We start from the raw sequence: 13,810 nt of genomic DNA, 5'->3' as shown, positions 1-13,810 counted from the left end.
GCATGGCAGCGGTGGCAGCCTGGGTGTTCATCCTGCTGATGCTGGCTGCCTGCGGCACGCCGCAGAGGTCGGGTGAATTGGGATTCCGCTCTGGCGTGCACACGGTGCGGCATCACGAAACCCTGTATGCCATCGCCTGGCGCTATGGTCTTGAATGGCAGGACCTGGCCCGATGGAACAACATCGACGAACCCTACACCATCTATCCTGGTCAGCGTTTGCGCATGAACCCGCCGCCCGGCGACCGTCAGCGTACCGTGGCCCAGGCGCCGCCAGCGCAGCGGGGTGGAACACCCCGCGAGACCCGCAACGAACCGCCGCCAGTGCAGCAGCCCCGCCCAGTGGAGCGGCAGGCCGAGAGGCCGCCGGCACAGCAATCCCGCCCGGCCGAATCACGCGCCCAAACGTCGGCCCCCGCCAGATCCTCGGAGGATCGACCTCAGGCCAGGCCTTCCCCCCCGGCCTCCAGCCCACCCCCCACGCAACGCAGTACCGCCCCCAGCGGGGCCATCGACTGGCGCTGGCCCACCGACGGTGAGGTGATACGCTCGTTCCCGGCGTCCGGCACCGGCAAGCGGGGGATCGCCATCTCGGGGCAGCCGGGCCAGTCGGTGCGGGCCGCCGCCCCGGGGCGGGTCGTCTACAGCGGAAGTGGACTTGTCGGATATGGAAAGCTTATCATCGTCAAGCACGATGACACCTATCTAAGTGCCTATGCGCACAATGAGAAAATCCTTGTAAATGAAGGGGCTGAGGTGTCTCAGGGGCAGGAGATCGCGCTCCTTGGAGACACCGGAACCGATCGCCCCATGTTGCATTTCGAGATCAGAAAAGACGGGAGGCCCGTGGATCCATCAAGCTATTTGCCGAGTCGATAAAACGAGGGGCAACCGCCCCGCACAGGAGGTCACATGCCGAGAAGGCGAGATAAGAACCCCGTGTACGAGGATGGTGAGGAAAAGGTTGAGGAGGAAGTGCTGTCGGAACCCGAGGACCGGGCGACAGCGTCGCTGAAGGACGTTGAAGAAAGCGACACCACCCCGATGCTGTCGGATGAGGTGGTGGAATCAAATACCCAGGACGATGCGGAGAACGACGAAGAGGAGGAGGAGAAGGTCGTGTACGCCGCGGGCGAACCGCCCAGGGCCGACCTGGACGCCACCCGGCTATACCTCAGCGAGATCGAGTTCTCCCCGCTTTTAACGCCGGAGGAGGAGGTGTACTACGCCCGCCTGGCCCAGAAGGGAGACGAAACCGGTCGACGCAAGATGATCGAGTGCAATCTGCGCCTGGTGGTCAAGATTGCCCGACGCTACATGAATCGGGGGCTGGCGCTTCTGGACCTGATTGAAGAAGGCAACCTGGGCCTGATCCGCGCCGTGGAGAAGTTCGACCCGGAGCGCGGCTTCCGCTTTTCCACCTACGCCACCTGGTGGATCCGCCAGACCATCGAGCGGGCCATCATGAACCAGACCCGCACCATTCGCCTGCCCATCCACGTGATCAAGGAGCTCAACGTCTACCTGCGTGCCGCCCGCAAGCTGGCCCAGGAGCTGGACCACGAGCCCACTGCCGAGGAAGTGGCCCGCCACCTGGACAAGCCGGTACAGGACGTCAAGCGGATGCTGGCGCTCTCCGAGCGGGTGACCTCGGTGGATCTCCCCATCGGCAAGGATGGCGACCGCCCCCTGCTGGATGTGATTCCCGACGAGCATACTCCCGAGCCCTCCGACCTGATCCAGGACGAGGATGTGGTGCAGTACGTGGATGACTGGCTCATGGAACTGGACGAGAAACAGCGGGAGGTGATTGTGCGCCGCTTCGGCCTGCACGGTTTCGAGCGGTCCACCCTGGAGCAGGTGGGCTTCGAGCTGGGCGTCACCCGGGAGCGAGTCCGGCAGATACAGATGGATGCCCTGAAAAGACTGCGCAAGATCCTGGAAAGTCGCGGATTCTCGGAGGATACCCTGCTACAGAACTGAGTCAGTCAGCCCGGGATCAGGAGCACCGCCGCCACTCTGCGCCCTTCGCCCATGACGATGTTGTAGGTTCGGCATGCCGCCGACGTGTCCATCACCTCCAGGCCGATACCCCGGGCGCGGATGGCATACAGCACCTCGCGGGGAGGCCAGCGCAGGGTGGGTCCGGTGCCCAGGAGCACAATCTCGGGAGACAGTGCCAGCACGGGTTCGAAAACCTCCGGCTTGAGATCATCCACCCGGGAGACCGGCCATTGGGGTATGAGCTGGTCCGGCAACACCACCAGGCTCTCATGATGAGCCTGATGGTTCACCTGCACGCCACCCCCACCATAGGCGGTGATGATGTTCTGGCCCTCGCCGTATTCTCGCGTCATCTTCATGACTTAAAAGTACAACCCGACCAGGCCGCAGGCAAGCCGCAGCGGGCAGCCTCTGGCGCATTGATTGACAGTCCCGGGGTGCCCCTTTATTGTTTCTGGTTTCCCTTTTCCCGACCCTCCAGCCCTTGGAAATACCCGTGATCGACGACTTTCCCAGAATCAAGCGTCTTCCGCCGTACGTCTTCAGCATTGTCAACGACCTGAAGGCCAAGGCCCGCGCCCGGGGCGAGGATGTGATTGATTTCGGCATGGGGAATCCCGATCAGCCCACGCCGCCCCATATCGTCGAGAAGCTGGTGGAAGTCTCTCGCCGCGGCGACACGCATCGCTATTCCGTGTCCAAGGGCATTCCGCGTCTGCGGCGTGCCATCTGCCGCTGGTACAAGGACAACTACGATGTGGATCTGGATCCGGAGACCGAATCCATTGTCACCATCGGCTCCAAGGAAGGCCTGGCGCATCTGGCCCTGGCCACCCTGGGCCCGGGCGACGCGGTTCTGGTGCCCAACCCGGCTTATCCCATCCACCCCTATGGCTGCGTGATCGCCGGCGCCGACATCCGTCATGTCCCCCTGACACCGGATGTGGATTTCTTCGCGGAACTGGAGCGTGGCATCCAGGAATCCTGGCCGCGCCCGAAGATGCTGATCCTGAATTTCCCGGCCAACCCCACCACCCAGTGTGTGGATCTGGAATTCTTCGAGAAGGTGGTGGCCATTGCCCGGGAGCACAAGATCTGGGTCGTGCATGATCTGGCCTATGCGGAGATCGTCTTCGATGGCTACAAGGCCCCCTCCATCCTGCAGGTGCCCGGCGCCAAGGATCTGGCGGTGGAGTTCTACACCCTCTCCAAGAGCTACAACATGCCGGGATGGCGCGTGGGTTTCATGTGCGGCAACCCCACCCTGGTGGCAGCCCTGGGGCGCATCAAGTCCTATCTGGACTATGGCACCTTCACCCCCATTCAGGTGGCGGCCATTGCAGCGCTCGAAGGGCCGCAGGACTGCGTGGAAGAAATCCGCCAACTCTATCTCAACCGCCGCGACGTGCTCTGCGACGGGCTCAATGCGCTGGGCTGGGAAGTGGAAAAACCCAAGGCCACCATGTTCGTCTGGGCACCCATCCCCGAGCCTTATCGGGAAATGGGTTCACTGGAGTTCTGCAAGAAACTGCTGCGTGATGCCAAGGTGGCGGTATCGCCGGGCATCGGCTTCGGTAATCACGGTGATACCCATGTGCGCTTCGGTCTGATCGAAAATGAGCATCGCACCCGCCAGGCCCTGCGTGGCATCAAGGCCATGTTCCGCGAGGATCAACGCAAGGCTGAGACCGCCTGATTGCGGTAGGCCCGGCGCATGAGTCGCCGGGCCCGCTTCCCCTGCAGCTTCTGTCGGCGCCCTGGCGCGGGCAGCTCTCCGACGTCCCCCAACTGTTGCGTTCACCTCCCTTCATTTTTTTCTCGCCTGGCCGCTAAAGGAAGGGGAGGGCAGCGTGGGCGTGGCCGTATGGTCATCTTTGCGGTGATGTAGGGCGCACCAAGAGAGAGAACTCCGTCACAAAAACGGTTCCCGAGATTCGACGGCTGGGTTAGCATCAACAACCGGTGAACGGGCGCCGTGAACAAATGATTTTCCTCAATTTTCGAGGGGTAGGGCAAGCTGCGCTGAAACCCGCCCACTCAAGGTCAAGTCTTAAGGGAAGGGGAGTACTTACCACATGGCCAAATCAATTCTTACGGTGGACGATTCCGCGTCGATTCGTCAGATGGTCTCCTTCACGCTCAAGGGGGCTGGTTACACCGTCACCGAGGCGGTGGATGGGCAGGACGGACTGGACAAGGCCCGGTCCGGCAATTTCAACCTGATCTTCACCGATCAGAACATGCCCCGCCTCGACGGTCTTGGCCTGATCAAGCAACTGCGCGCCATGCCGCAGTACAAGAGTGTGCCCATCCTGATGCTCACCACAGAGTCCGGTGAAGCCATGAAGACACAGGGGCGCGCCGCCGGGGCCACGGGTTGGCTGGTGAAACCGTTCGACCCCCAGAAGCTTCTTGAGGTGGTCCGTAAGGTGATCGGCTGACCATTGCCGACCTGACATCCGTAGGAGGGCAGGAATGACCATCGACATGACGCAGTTCTACCAGGTGTTCTTCGACGAAGCCGATGAACATCTGGCAGATATGGAGAGCCTGCTGCTGGAACTGGATGTCGATCAGCCGGACCTGGAGATGCTCAATGCCATCTTCCGCGCTGCCCATTCCATCAAGGGGGGCGCCGGCACCTTTGGCTTCACGGACATGGCCCGGGTCACCCATGTACTGGAGACCCTGCTCGACCGCCTTCGCAAACAGGAGCTTCAGCCCGTCACCGAGATGGTGGATGCCTTTTTGGAGGCTGGCGATGTGCTCAAGGCACAGTTGCAGGCTCATCGGGAGGGTGAGGAATACCAGGATGAGCGCATTGACCGGGTGTGTACCTGGCTGGAGCGACTCACCCACGGCGAGCAACCTGCCGGCACCGCTCCATCTGCCAGCCCAACCGCCGCCCCGGCACACTCCGACCAAACGCAAACGGCTGAGCCCACCTGGAAGATCAGCTTCGACCCTCTGGCGTCCGAATTCAAGCCGGATGTCCATCTGGATGCCCTGGCCGAAAGCCTGGGGGAACTGGGCACCCTGCAACGATATTCGGAGGCCACCGGGCGGCCGATCGTCTGGTACCTCTCCGGCCCCGGGGTCTGCCTGAACAATATTCAGGAGATCTTTGACTTCATCTGCGATCTGGACGGCGTGCAGATCGCGCCCATGGACGATGCGGAAAAGAGCGCCTCGCCCGCCGCTGACCATGAAGCCGCTGACCATGAAGATGAGGCCTTTGGATTTTTCGATGAGGCCCCCGGCACGCCCCAGGACGCGGAGGATCCGGGATACGGTTTCTTCGCGGATTCTCCTGCCGCACCGGTTTCGATCCCGCCGGAAAACAATGGCCAGTCCCCCGACAGCGGCTATGGGTTCTTCGAGAACGCCCCAGGCGCCGAGGCCTCTCAGGATACCGAGTCAGACGGCTATGGCCTCTTTGGCAATAGCCCGGGCATGGAGCAGGTGGCCTCTCAGGCCGCCCACGACCGGGAGGAGAACGCCCAGGGGTACGGCCTGTTCGATCCCTCGCCCGGCTATCCCTCATCGACCAAGTCTGGCGATGACAGCCCTTCGGGTTCGACGGAGGCCCCAACAAAGGGCGGTGACTCGGGTGGCGCACCGCCGAACAAGGAAAACGCGGCCAAATCCCAGCCTCCCAAGCGGGGTCCTGGCGGCGATTCCTCCATCCGCGTCAGTGTCGAGAAGGTGGATCAGCTCATCAATCTGGTGGGCGAACTGGTGATCACCCACGCCATGCTCGCGGAATCCGCCACCCATCTGGACCCGGTCGCTCACGAGAAGATCTTCAGCGGCCTGTCCAACCTGGAACGCAACTCCCGGGACCTGCAGCAATCCGTCATGTCCATCCGCATGATGCCCATCAGCTTCGTGTTCAACCGATTCCCCCGGGTGGTGCGCGATACCGCCGCAAACCTGCAGAAAAAGGTGACCCTGCGCCTGGTGGGTGAGGACACGGAACTGGACAAGGGGCTCATCGAGCGACTGGCGGACCCACTGAACCATCTGGTGCGCAACAGCATTGACCACGGTATTGAATCCCCGGAAAAACGTCGGGCGGCGGGTAAGTCCGAAACGGGTGAGATCGTCCTGCGAGCCAGTCATCAGGGGGGCAATATCGTCATCGAGGTGAATGATGATGGCGCCGGGCTGAATCGGGAAAAACTCCTGGCCAAGGCCACCGAGCGGGGCGTTCCCATGTCGGACAACCCATCCGACAAGGAGGTGTTCCAGTTGATCTTCGCGGCTGGCTTCTCCACCGCAGACAAGGTGACCGACATCTCCGGTCGTGGCGTGGGCATGGATGTGGTTCGCCGCAATATCGAACAGATGAATGGTCGTATCGAGATCGACTCCGCGCCCGGGCAGGGCACACGCATCACCATCCGGCTCCCCCTGACCCTGGCCATCCTGGACGGGATGGCCGTGCGCCTTGGGGACGAGACCTTCATCCTGCCCCTGACCGCCATTCGCGAGTCCATCCAGCCCAAACGGGAGCAGTTCAAGACGGTTTCCGGCAAGGGGCGCGTGCTCAACACCAGTGGGGAGTACCTGCCTCTGGTGGTGTTACAGGACATCTTCGAGTTAGGACAGGTCGGCCAGAGCCTGGAGGACTCCATCGTGGTGATCGTCGATACCAATGAGGGTCGCATGGCCCTGGTGGTGGACGAACTGATGGCTCAGCAGCAGGTGGTGATCAAGAGTCTGGAAACCAATTATCGCAAGGTACGTGGCGTTTCCGGGGCCACCATCCTGGGCGACGGGCGCGTGGCCCTGATCCTGGATGTGGATGAACTGGTGCAACTGAACCAGGAAATGCAGCCCAAACGTACAGGCACTTCGGAACAGGGGAATCTGGCATGAGTGAAGATTTGAAGGAGCGGGCCGTCATCACCAGCGATGATAGCCGGGAATACCTCACATTCACGCTGGGGGATGAGGAATATGGCATCGATATCCTCAATGTCCAGGAGATCCGTGGCTACGACGCGGTGACCAAGATCGCCAACTCGCCGGATTACATCAAGGGTGTGATCAATATGCGCGGGGTCATCGTGCCCATCATCGACATGCGCCTGAAGTTCCATCTGGGGCAGGTGGAATACAACCAGTTCACGGTGGTGATCATCCTCAACATCTCCGGGCGGGTCATCGGCATGGTGGTGGATGGTGTCTCGGACGTGGTCGCCCTCAAGGGAGAGCAGATCCGACCCGCGCCGGAGTTTGGTGCGGTGCTGGACACCGCCTACATCGACGGACTGGCCACGCTCGATGAACGCATGGTGATCGTCGTCGATATCGAAAAACTCATGACCAGCGGCGATATGGGGCTGGTTGACCGGATTCAGAACGAATCCTCCTGAGTCTCGGGCTAATTCAATAAGCTTCAAGGAGTCAAGGCCATGCGTTGGTTCAATAATCTATCGGCAGGCATCAAGATTGCGCTGCTTGGCGGCGTGTTACTGCTCTCCCTGGCCTATGCGGCCTTCGAGGCCTATCAGGGGTTCAACGGCTGGGCGAACTATTCCGAGCAGGTCCGTGATAACCGATTGCCGTCCATGGAAGCCCTCGGGCAGATGAACACCGAGCGCATGGCCATCCGAGCTCAGACTGTGGAGGTCATGCTGCAGGATGAAGCCTATACAGATAAATCTGCGCTTCGAGACATTGCCCGGGAACGGGCACGATCCTGGGAAACCGTTGATCGCTACTGGGAGCAGTTTGCCGGCATCCCTCGCCTCACCGAGGCAGGTCAACAGTTGTACAATCGCTTGCGCGGTGAATACCAGGCCTGGCGGGCCATCTATGTGGAACTGGACGCCCTGATCGATAACATGATTCGTACCCAGGATCCTGCTCAGTTCGACGCCTACATGCAGCAGTACCAGGCAACGGTTGAACGCATGATCCCCATCTCCAACACCATGGGTGCCACCTTCGTGGAACTGGTGGAAGGCAACGTGGCCCGTGCCACGGCCGATGCCAACGCCAATGTGGAGACCGCGGCCAGCGAGATTCGTGAACTCATCTGGCTTGCCTCCATTGCCATTCTCCTCTCCCTCGCCATCGCGGTGCTGACCTTCATCAGCATGGTGCCACCGCTACGGTCCCTGGTGTCGAAGTTCGATGCCATTGGTGCCGGCGACTACGATCAGGAAATCGAGCAGACCCGCAAGGACGAGGTGGGCAAGGCCCTGAAGGGGCTGGCGGACATGCAGGCCAAGCTCAAGGCGGATATCACCGAGACCAAGCGTGTGGCGGCCGAGAATCTGCGCATCCGGTATGCCCTGGATACCGTGTCCTCCAATGTCATGGTCTCCGACACGGATGCCCAGATCGTTTACGCCAATGACGCGGTGATCGGCATGTTCCGCAAGGGCGCCAACGACATCCGCAAGGATCTGCCCAACTTCGATCCTGACCGGGTGCGCGGCTCCAGTATGGATATGTTCCACAAGCGTGCAGCCCATCAGCGTCAGATGACGGATTCCATGCAGTCCACCCATGAGACGGAAATTGTCGTCGGCGGGCGCACCTACAAGCTGATTGCCAGTCCCATCTTCGATGAGGACGGTCAGCGTCTGGGTGCTGTTATTGAATGGGCCGACCGTACCGAAGAACTCAAGGTGGAACGGGAAGTGACGCACCTGGTGGAAGGCGCCGTGAAGGGCGATTTCAACCAGCGTATCGCCACCGAGGACCTGAGTGGCTTCTTCAAGCGTCTGGGGGATGCCATGAACCAGCTGGTGGAGCGCACCTCCAAGGGTCTGGGCGAGGTCGCCCGTGTGCTAAACGCCGTCGCCGACGGGGATTTGACTCAACGCGTGACGGGTGAATACGAAGGCACCTTCGGGCAACTGAAGGAAGACACCAACGCCACCGCCATGCGTCTGCAGGAGCTGATCGGTCAGATCAAGGAGTCCGTGGATGCCATCAACACCGCGTCCCGCGAGATTGCCGTGGGCAACACGGATCTGTCCCAGCGCACCGAGGAGCAGGCCTCCAGCCTGGAGGAAACCGCTTCGAGTATGGAAGAGTTGACCTCCACGGTGAAGCAGACGGCCGACAACGCCCGCCAGGCCAACCAGCTCTCGATCAACGCCCGCGATGTGGCCAGTCGGGGTGGAGATAAGGCCAGGGAGGCCATGGACTCCATGAAGGCCATCACTGAAAGTGCCGACAAGATCGGTGAAATCATCACCGTGATTGACGGCATTGCCTTCCAGACCAACATCCTGGCCCTGAACGCGGCCGTGGAAGCTGCCCGGGCCGGGGAGCAGGGGCGTGGGTTTGCCGTGGTGGCTGGCGAGGTGCGCAACCTGGCACAGCGCTCGGCCGCGGCCGCCAAGGAAATCAAGGCCTTGATCGCCGAGGATTCGGAGACCATCGAGAAAGGCAGCAAGCAGGTCCTGGATGCAGGCCAGACCATGGAAGAGATCGTCAACGAAGTGAAGCGGGTCTCGGATCTCATTGCCGAAATCACCGCCGCTGCCGACGAGCAGAGCACGGGCATCGAGCAGGTCAACAGTGCTGTCACCCAGATGGACGAGGTCACGCAGCAGAATGCCTCGCTGGTGGAGGAGGCCGCCGCAGCCGCCGAGTCCCTGGAGGAACAGGCTCAGGGTCTGGCCCGCGCCGTCAGTGTGTTCCGGGTGGAGGAAAGCACCATGGCTACCGCCGGTCATCAGCTGCCTGCAGCCAAGGCCCCCAGCCGGGCTCTGCCGGCTGCGAAAAAGGCCCCATCCGGGCGCCCGGCGACCGCTGGCAAAGCGGCCGCCGGTGGCAGCAGCAAGCCCCAGCAGGGCAAGGCAGCGGGCGGTGGCGCCAAGCCCGGCAACCGGCCTGCCTCCCGTTCCAACCCGGACGATGAGTGGGAAGAGTTCTGAGCGCCATCGGAGCCAGTCATCCATGACACGACCCTTCAGGCCCGGTGCCTTGCACCGGGCTCACGTCGCCTGCGGTCACGCCCATGCGTGACCGAGAATTCGATTTCAGGGATGCCGACTTCGAGCGAATCCGGCGAATGATTTATGAATATGCCGGCATCTCGCTCAACCCGGGCAAACGGGACATGGTCTACAGCCGTGTGGCGCGGCGCCTGCGTCAGGCGGGCCTGAACTCCTTTGAGGCCTATCTGGATCGCCTGGAGGTGGATGCCGAGGAATGGCAGCACTTTGTGAATTCGCTGACCACCAACCTCACATCCTTCTTCCGGGAGGCCCACCATTTTCCCGTGCTCTCTGAACATGCCACCCGCATGCAGGGCCGTCTTCGGCGCACGCTGAGGATCTGGTCGGCCGGATGCTCCACGGGGGAGGAGCCGTTTTCCATCGCCATGACCCTGATCGACGCGTTCGGCAGCTGGACGCCGCCCGTGAAGATCCTGGCCACGGATCTGGATACACAAGTGGTGCGCCACGCTGCTGAAGGCATCTATCCCATGGAGCGCATCGACAAGATGCCGCAGAGTGATGTGAAACGCTTTTTCCTGCGGGGCAAGGGCAGCCGTGAGGGCATGGTTCGGGTCAGGCCTCAGGTACGGGAACTCATCACCTTTGAGTCGCTCAATCTGCTGGGGCCAAGCTGGCCGCTCAAGGAGCCTTTTGATGCCATCTTTTGTCGCAATGTGTTGATCTATTTTGACAAGCCAACCCAGTACCGGCTGCTGTCCAGGTTTCATCCCCTGCTGCATCCGGAGGGTTTGCTGTTTGTGGGGCATTCGGAGAGCCTGGCCCATGCCTCCGACCTGTTCCGCTTGCAGGGCAAGACGGTCTGTGTGCCGGTGGCGAGGGGGCGCCCATGAGCGAAGGTTTCGAGGAGGTCCTGGCACCCAACCTGTATTACGACCGGCACTTCGATATGGATGCCGTCAAGATCCTGCCGGGAGAGTATTACGTCTCCAATCGGGAATTGCTGATGGTGACCGTGCTGGGCTCCTGTGTGGGGGCCTGCGTCAGGGATCGTCTGCGAGGCATTGGGGGTATCAATCACTTCATGCTGCCCGACGACAAGCGTAACGAGGACAGCCGTGTGGGCAGTTCCATGCGCTATGGGGACTACGCCATGGAGATCCTGATCAACCAGCTGATCAAGTTGGGGGCGCGCCGGGAAAACCTGGAGGCCAAGGTATTCGGTGCCGGCAATGTGCTGCCCGGGTTCAAGAGCAATATCGTCGGAGAGCGCAACGCCCGGTTCGTCACCGATTACCTGGCGACGGAGGGCATTCCCATCGCGGCACAGGATTTGCTCGGCAATCACCCGCGCAAGGTGTACTTCTTTCCCACCACCGGGCGGGTACTCGTGAAGAAACTGCGCAGTCTGCACAACGAGACCATCATCGAACGGGAACTGAGCTACAGCCAGAAACTGCGTCAGGCCAAGGTGTCCGGCGAAGTGGAACTGTTCGACTGACGTATGCGAGGAGACCGACTCATGCAGGGCTTAGGAATGGAGGCAATCATGCGGGCGCTCACACCCCACTGGCCGGTCGTATTGGTCAGCGGGGTCGCTATCGTCGTCTGGGTGCTGCTGTCCCTGCCTGCCTGGCCAGGCATGCTGTTGATAGCACTTGCCTGGGTCGGCTCCTTGCTGTGGCAGACCCAAGCTGGCGCCCATGCCGGGCAATCCGCCCAGGCCCTGGCGGATGAGCGGCAGGGCACCCTGGACAGCGACCGCGAGTTGTGGAACCTGGTCGTTGAAATTGATGCCCTCATGGCGCCTGAGACAAGCGAGTTACGCACGCTGGTGGGGCAGGCACGTGAATTGATCGGGGATGCCGTGCGTGATCTGCAGGAGAGCTTTCACAATCTCAACCAGACCTCCCGAGAGCAACAGGAACTCGCCCTGAGACTGATCAGGGGGATGTCCAACGACCCCCGGGCGGCCACCTCCGGCGTTGAGGCCATCGACATGGACCACTTCATGGAGGAAAACGGCAAGGTGCTGGCCCAGAACGTGCAGATGCTCATCGACATGGGCAAGCACAGCGTGGAAGTGGCTCACCAGGTGGACGATCTCTCCAGCCTGATGAATGAGATCTTCGGGCTGCTCGACAGTGCCAAGCACATCGCCGGACAAACCAACCTGCTGGCCCTGAACGCCGCCATTGAGGCGGCCCGTGCCGGGGAGGCGGGCCGGGGATTCGCTGTGGTGGCCCAGGAGGTGCGTAAGCTCTCCCAGGACTCGGACCAGTTCAACGAGCAGATCCGCGCCCAGGTGGAACAGGCCAACCGGCTCTTCGGTCATGCCCGGGAGGTGGTCGGTCGCATGGCCTCACAGGACTTGAACACATCCATCACCGCCAAGGGCAGCATGGACGAGATGATGGAACAGTTGCAGAAGCTGAATCAGAGTCTGGCCGAGGGGCTGGATCATATGTCCGGCGTTGCCGAGCGCGTGCAGCAGAATGTGGACGCGGCGGTCAGGCTTTTGCAGTTCGAGGACATTGCGGGTCAAGTGCTGGATCGGGCGCATACACGCATCGATTTCATGGAACGCTTTGTCTCCGAGCTGCGCCAACTGCCCATGGTGGAGCCGGAAAGATCCCAGCAACAGCTGGAACAGGCCCGTGGTCGGCTCAAGGCGCTGCGTGAGGAGTTACGGGATGCCGCTCACCGTCCCGTGAACCAGAAATCCATGGACGAAGGTGATATTGAACTCTTCTGATGCGATCCCAGTGGCCAATACAAGAATTTCAAAGCTGAGGGAGGGCGCTGTGGGTAAGCCGATACGGGTACTGGTGGTCGACGATTCCGCGTTGGTGCGCAAGCTTCTGACCGAGGTGCTGAACTCGATTGAGGGCATTGAGGTCGTGGGCACGGCCCAGGACCCGTATGTGGCGCGAGAACGCATCAAGAGTCTTGATCCGGACGTGCTGACCCTGGATGTGGAAATGCCGCGCATGGATGGCCTGACCTTCCTGCGCAACCTGATGCGTCTGCGCCCCATGCCCGTGGTGATGGTGTCCTCGCTCACCGAGCGCGGGGCCGAGGTCACCATGCAGGCCCTGGAGCTGGGCGCCGTGGATTTTGTCACCAAGCCCGCTCTGGATCTTGCCAATACCCTCAATGCCTACCGCGATGAGTTGGCCGCCAAGGTCAGGGTTGCGGCCGGAGCCAGAGTGCGCACCCTGGCAGCAGTGAAACCCAAGCATTCCGTCGACGAAATCCTGCCCGCCAAGGCAGTGGGGCACTGGCGTACCACGGACCGGCTGCTGGCTATCGGCGCCTCCACCGGGGGAACCGAAGCGGTGAAGGATGTTCTCATTGACCTGCCACCGGACAGCCCTGCCGTGGTCATTGCCCAGCACATCCCCGCAGGTTTCAGTGGCGCGTGGGCGCAACGCATGAACCGCCAGAGCCGGCTGGTGGTCAAGGAGGCCGAGGAGGGCGAACGCCTGATGGCCGGCCACGCGTACGTGGCACCCGGAGATCAGCATCTGATGGTGGCCCGGGATGGGGCCCGCTACGTCTGCCGCCTGAACATGGCCGAACCGGTCAATCGCCACCGGCCCAGCGTGGACGTGCTGTTTCGTTCCGTGGCCCAGGCTGCGGGCAAGAATGCCTGTGCTGCCCTGCTCACCGGCATGGGGGCCGACGGTGTACAGGGCCTCAAGGAGCTGCACGACATGGGCGTGGAGACCATTGCCCAGGACGAAGCCACCAGCGTGGTCTGGGGGATGCCCGGAGAGGCCGTGAAGCGGGGTGCAGCCTCTCAGGTGCTGCCACTGGAGCGTATCGCCGAGGCCATGCTGAAGGCCTCCCGTGTGCGCTGATGCCCTTAAATATTTG

General features: G+C 61.8%; 12 protein-coding genes. 11 read left to right on the top strand and 1 reads right to left on the bottom strand.

Features of this window, described 5'->3' with window-relative positions; all coding sequences use genetic code 11:
- The first annotated feature begins 2 nt into the window (after window positions 1-2).
- Together LPW30_RS08960 and rpoS are read left to right on the top strand one after the other, a co-directional pair.
- Window positions 3-878 (top strand): peptidoglycan DD-metalloendopeptidase family protein, encoded by an 876-nt coding sequence (locus LPW30_RS08960; protein ID WP_239680663.1) that lies wholly within the window; start codon window positions 3-5, stop codon window positions 876-878.
- Between the two features lie 33 nt (window positions 879-911).
- On the top strand, window positions 912-1,982 hold the full coding sequence (rpoS, locus tag LPW30_RS08955; protein ID WP_025281382.1) for an RNA polymerase sigma factor RpoS: 1,071 nt from the start codon (window positions 912-914) through the stop codon (window positions 1,980-1,982).
- Window positions 1,983-1,987: 5 nt separating this feature from the next.
- Here rpoS and LPW30_RS08950 read toward each other — a convergent pair whose 3' ends face one another.
- Window positions 1,988-2,362, bottom strand: a complete 375-nt coding sequence (locus LPW30_RS08950) for an Mth938-like domain-containing protein (RefSeq protein ID WP_025281383.1) — start codon at window positions 2,360-2,362, stop codon at window positions 1,988-1,990.
- 137 nt (window positions 2,363-2,499) lie between these two features.
- Here LPW30_RS08950 and alaC point away from each other — a divergent pair, with 137 nt between their 5' ends.
- The 9 genes from alaC to LPW30_RS08900 all read left to right on the top strand — a co-directional run bounded on the left by alaC (window position 2,500) and on the right by LPW30_RS08900 (window position 13,794).
- Window positions 2,500-3,699 (top strand): alanine transaminase, encoded by a 1,200-nt coding sequence (gene alaC / locus LPW30_RS08945; protein WP_025281384.1) that lies wholly within the window; start codon window positions 2,500-2,502, stop codon window positions 3,697-3,699.
- Window positions 3,700-4,078: 379 nt separating this feature from the next.
- A complete protein-coding gene (locus LPW30_RS08940) occupies window positions 4,079-4,444 on the top strand; it encodes a response regulator (RefSeq protein ID WP_025281385.1) in 366 nt (121 codons plus the stop codon).
- Between the two features lie 34 nt (window positions 4,445-4,478).
- Window positions 4,479-6,884 (top strand): chemotaxis protein CheW, encoded by a 2,406-nt coding sequence (locus tag LPW30_RS08935; RefSeq protein WP_239680662.1) that lies wholly within the window; start codon window positions 4,479-4,481, stop codon window positions 6,882-6,884.
- Window positions 6,881-7,384, top strand: a complete 504-nt coding sequence (locus LPW30_RS08930) for a chemotaxis protein CheW (RefSeq protein ID WP_025281386.1) — start codon at window positions 6,881-6,883, stop codon at window positions 7,382-7,384. Before LPW30_RS08935 ends, LPW30_RS08930 begins: the two co-directional genes overlap by 4 nt.
- Before the next feature lie 39 nt (window positions 7,385-7,423).
- Window positions 7,424-9,907 (top strand): methyl-accepting chemotaxis protein, encoded by a 2,484-nt coding sequence (locus LPW30_RS16035; RefSeq protein ID WP_274521665.1) that lies wholly within the window; start codon window positions 7,424-7,426, stop codon window positions 9,905-9,907.
- A gap of 83 nt (window positions 9,908-9,990) precedes the next feature.
- Window positions 9,991-10,824, top strand: a complete 834-nt coding sequence (locus LPW30_RS08915) for a CheR family methyltransferase (RefSeq protein ID WP_025281388.1) — start codon at window positions 9,991-9,993, stop codon at window positions 10,822-10,824.
- Window positions 10,821-11,432: a chemoreceptor glutamine deamidase CheD gene (cheD, locus tag LPW30_RS08910; protein WP_239680661.1), complete on the top strand. Its 612-nt coding sequence runs from the start codon at window positions 10,821-10,823 to the stop codon at window positions 11,430-11,432. The genes LPW30_RS08915 and cheD overlap by 4 nt, the downstream gene beginning before the upstream one ends.
- 21 nt (window positions 11,433-11,453) lie before the next feature.
- A complete protein-coding gene (locus LPW30_RS08905; RefSeq protein ID WP_239680660.1) occupies window positions 11,454-12,686 on the top strand; it encodes a methyl-accepting chemotaxis protein in 1,233 nt (410 codons plus the stop codon).
- Window positions 12,687-12,735: 49 nt separating this feature from the next.
- A complete protein-coding gene (locus tag LPW30_RS08900; protein ID WP_025281391.1) occupies window positions 12,736-13,794 on the top strand; it encodes a protein-glutamate methylesterase/protein-glutamine glutaminase in 1,059 nt (352 codons plus the stop codon).
- The last annotated feature ends 16 nt before the right edge of the window (window positions 13,795-13,810 follow it).

This window comes from Ectothiorhodospira variabilis (genome assembly GCF_022227625.1).
Classification (GTDB): Bacteria; Pseudomonadota; Gammaproteobacteria; order Ectothiorhodospirales; family Ectothiorhodospiraceae; genus Ectothiorhodospira; species Ectothiorhodospira haloalkaliphila.
Note: the sequence above shows the minus strand (reverse complement) of the source record. Positions and strands in the feature narration are given on the sequence as shown.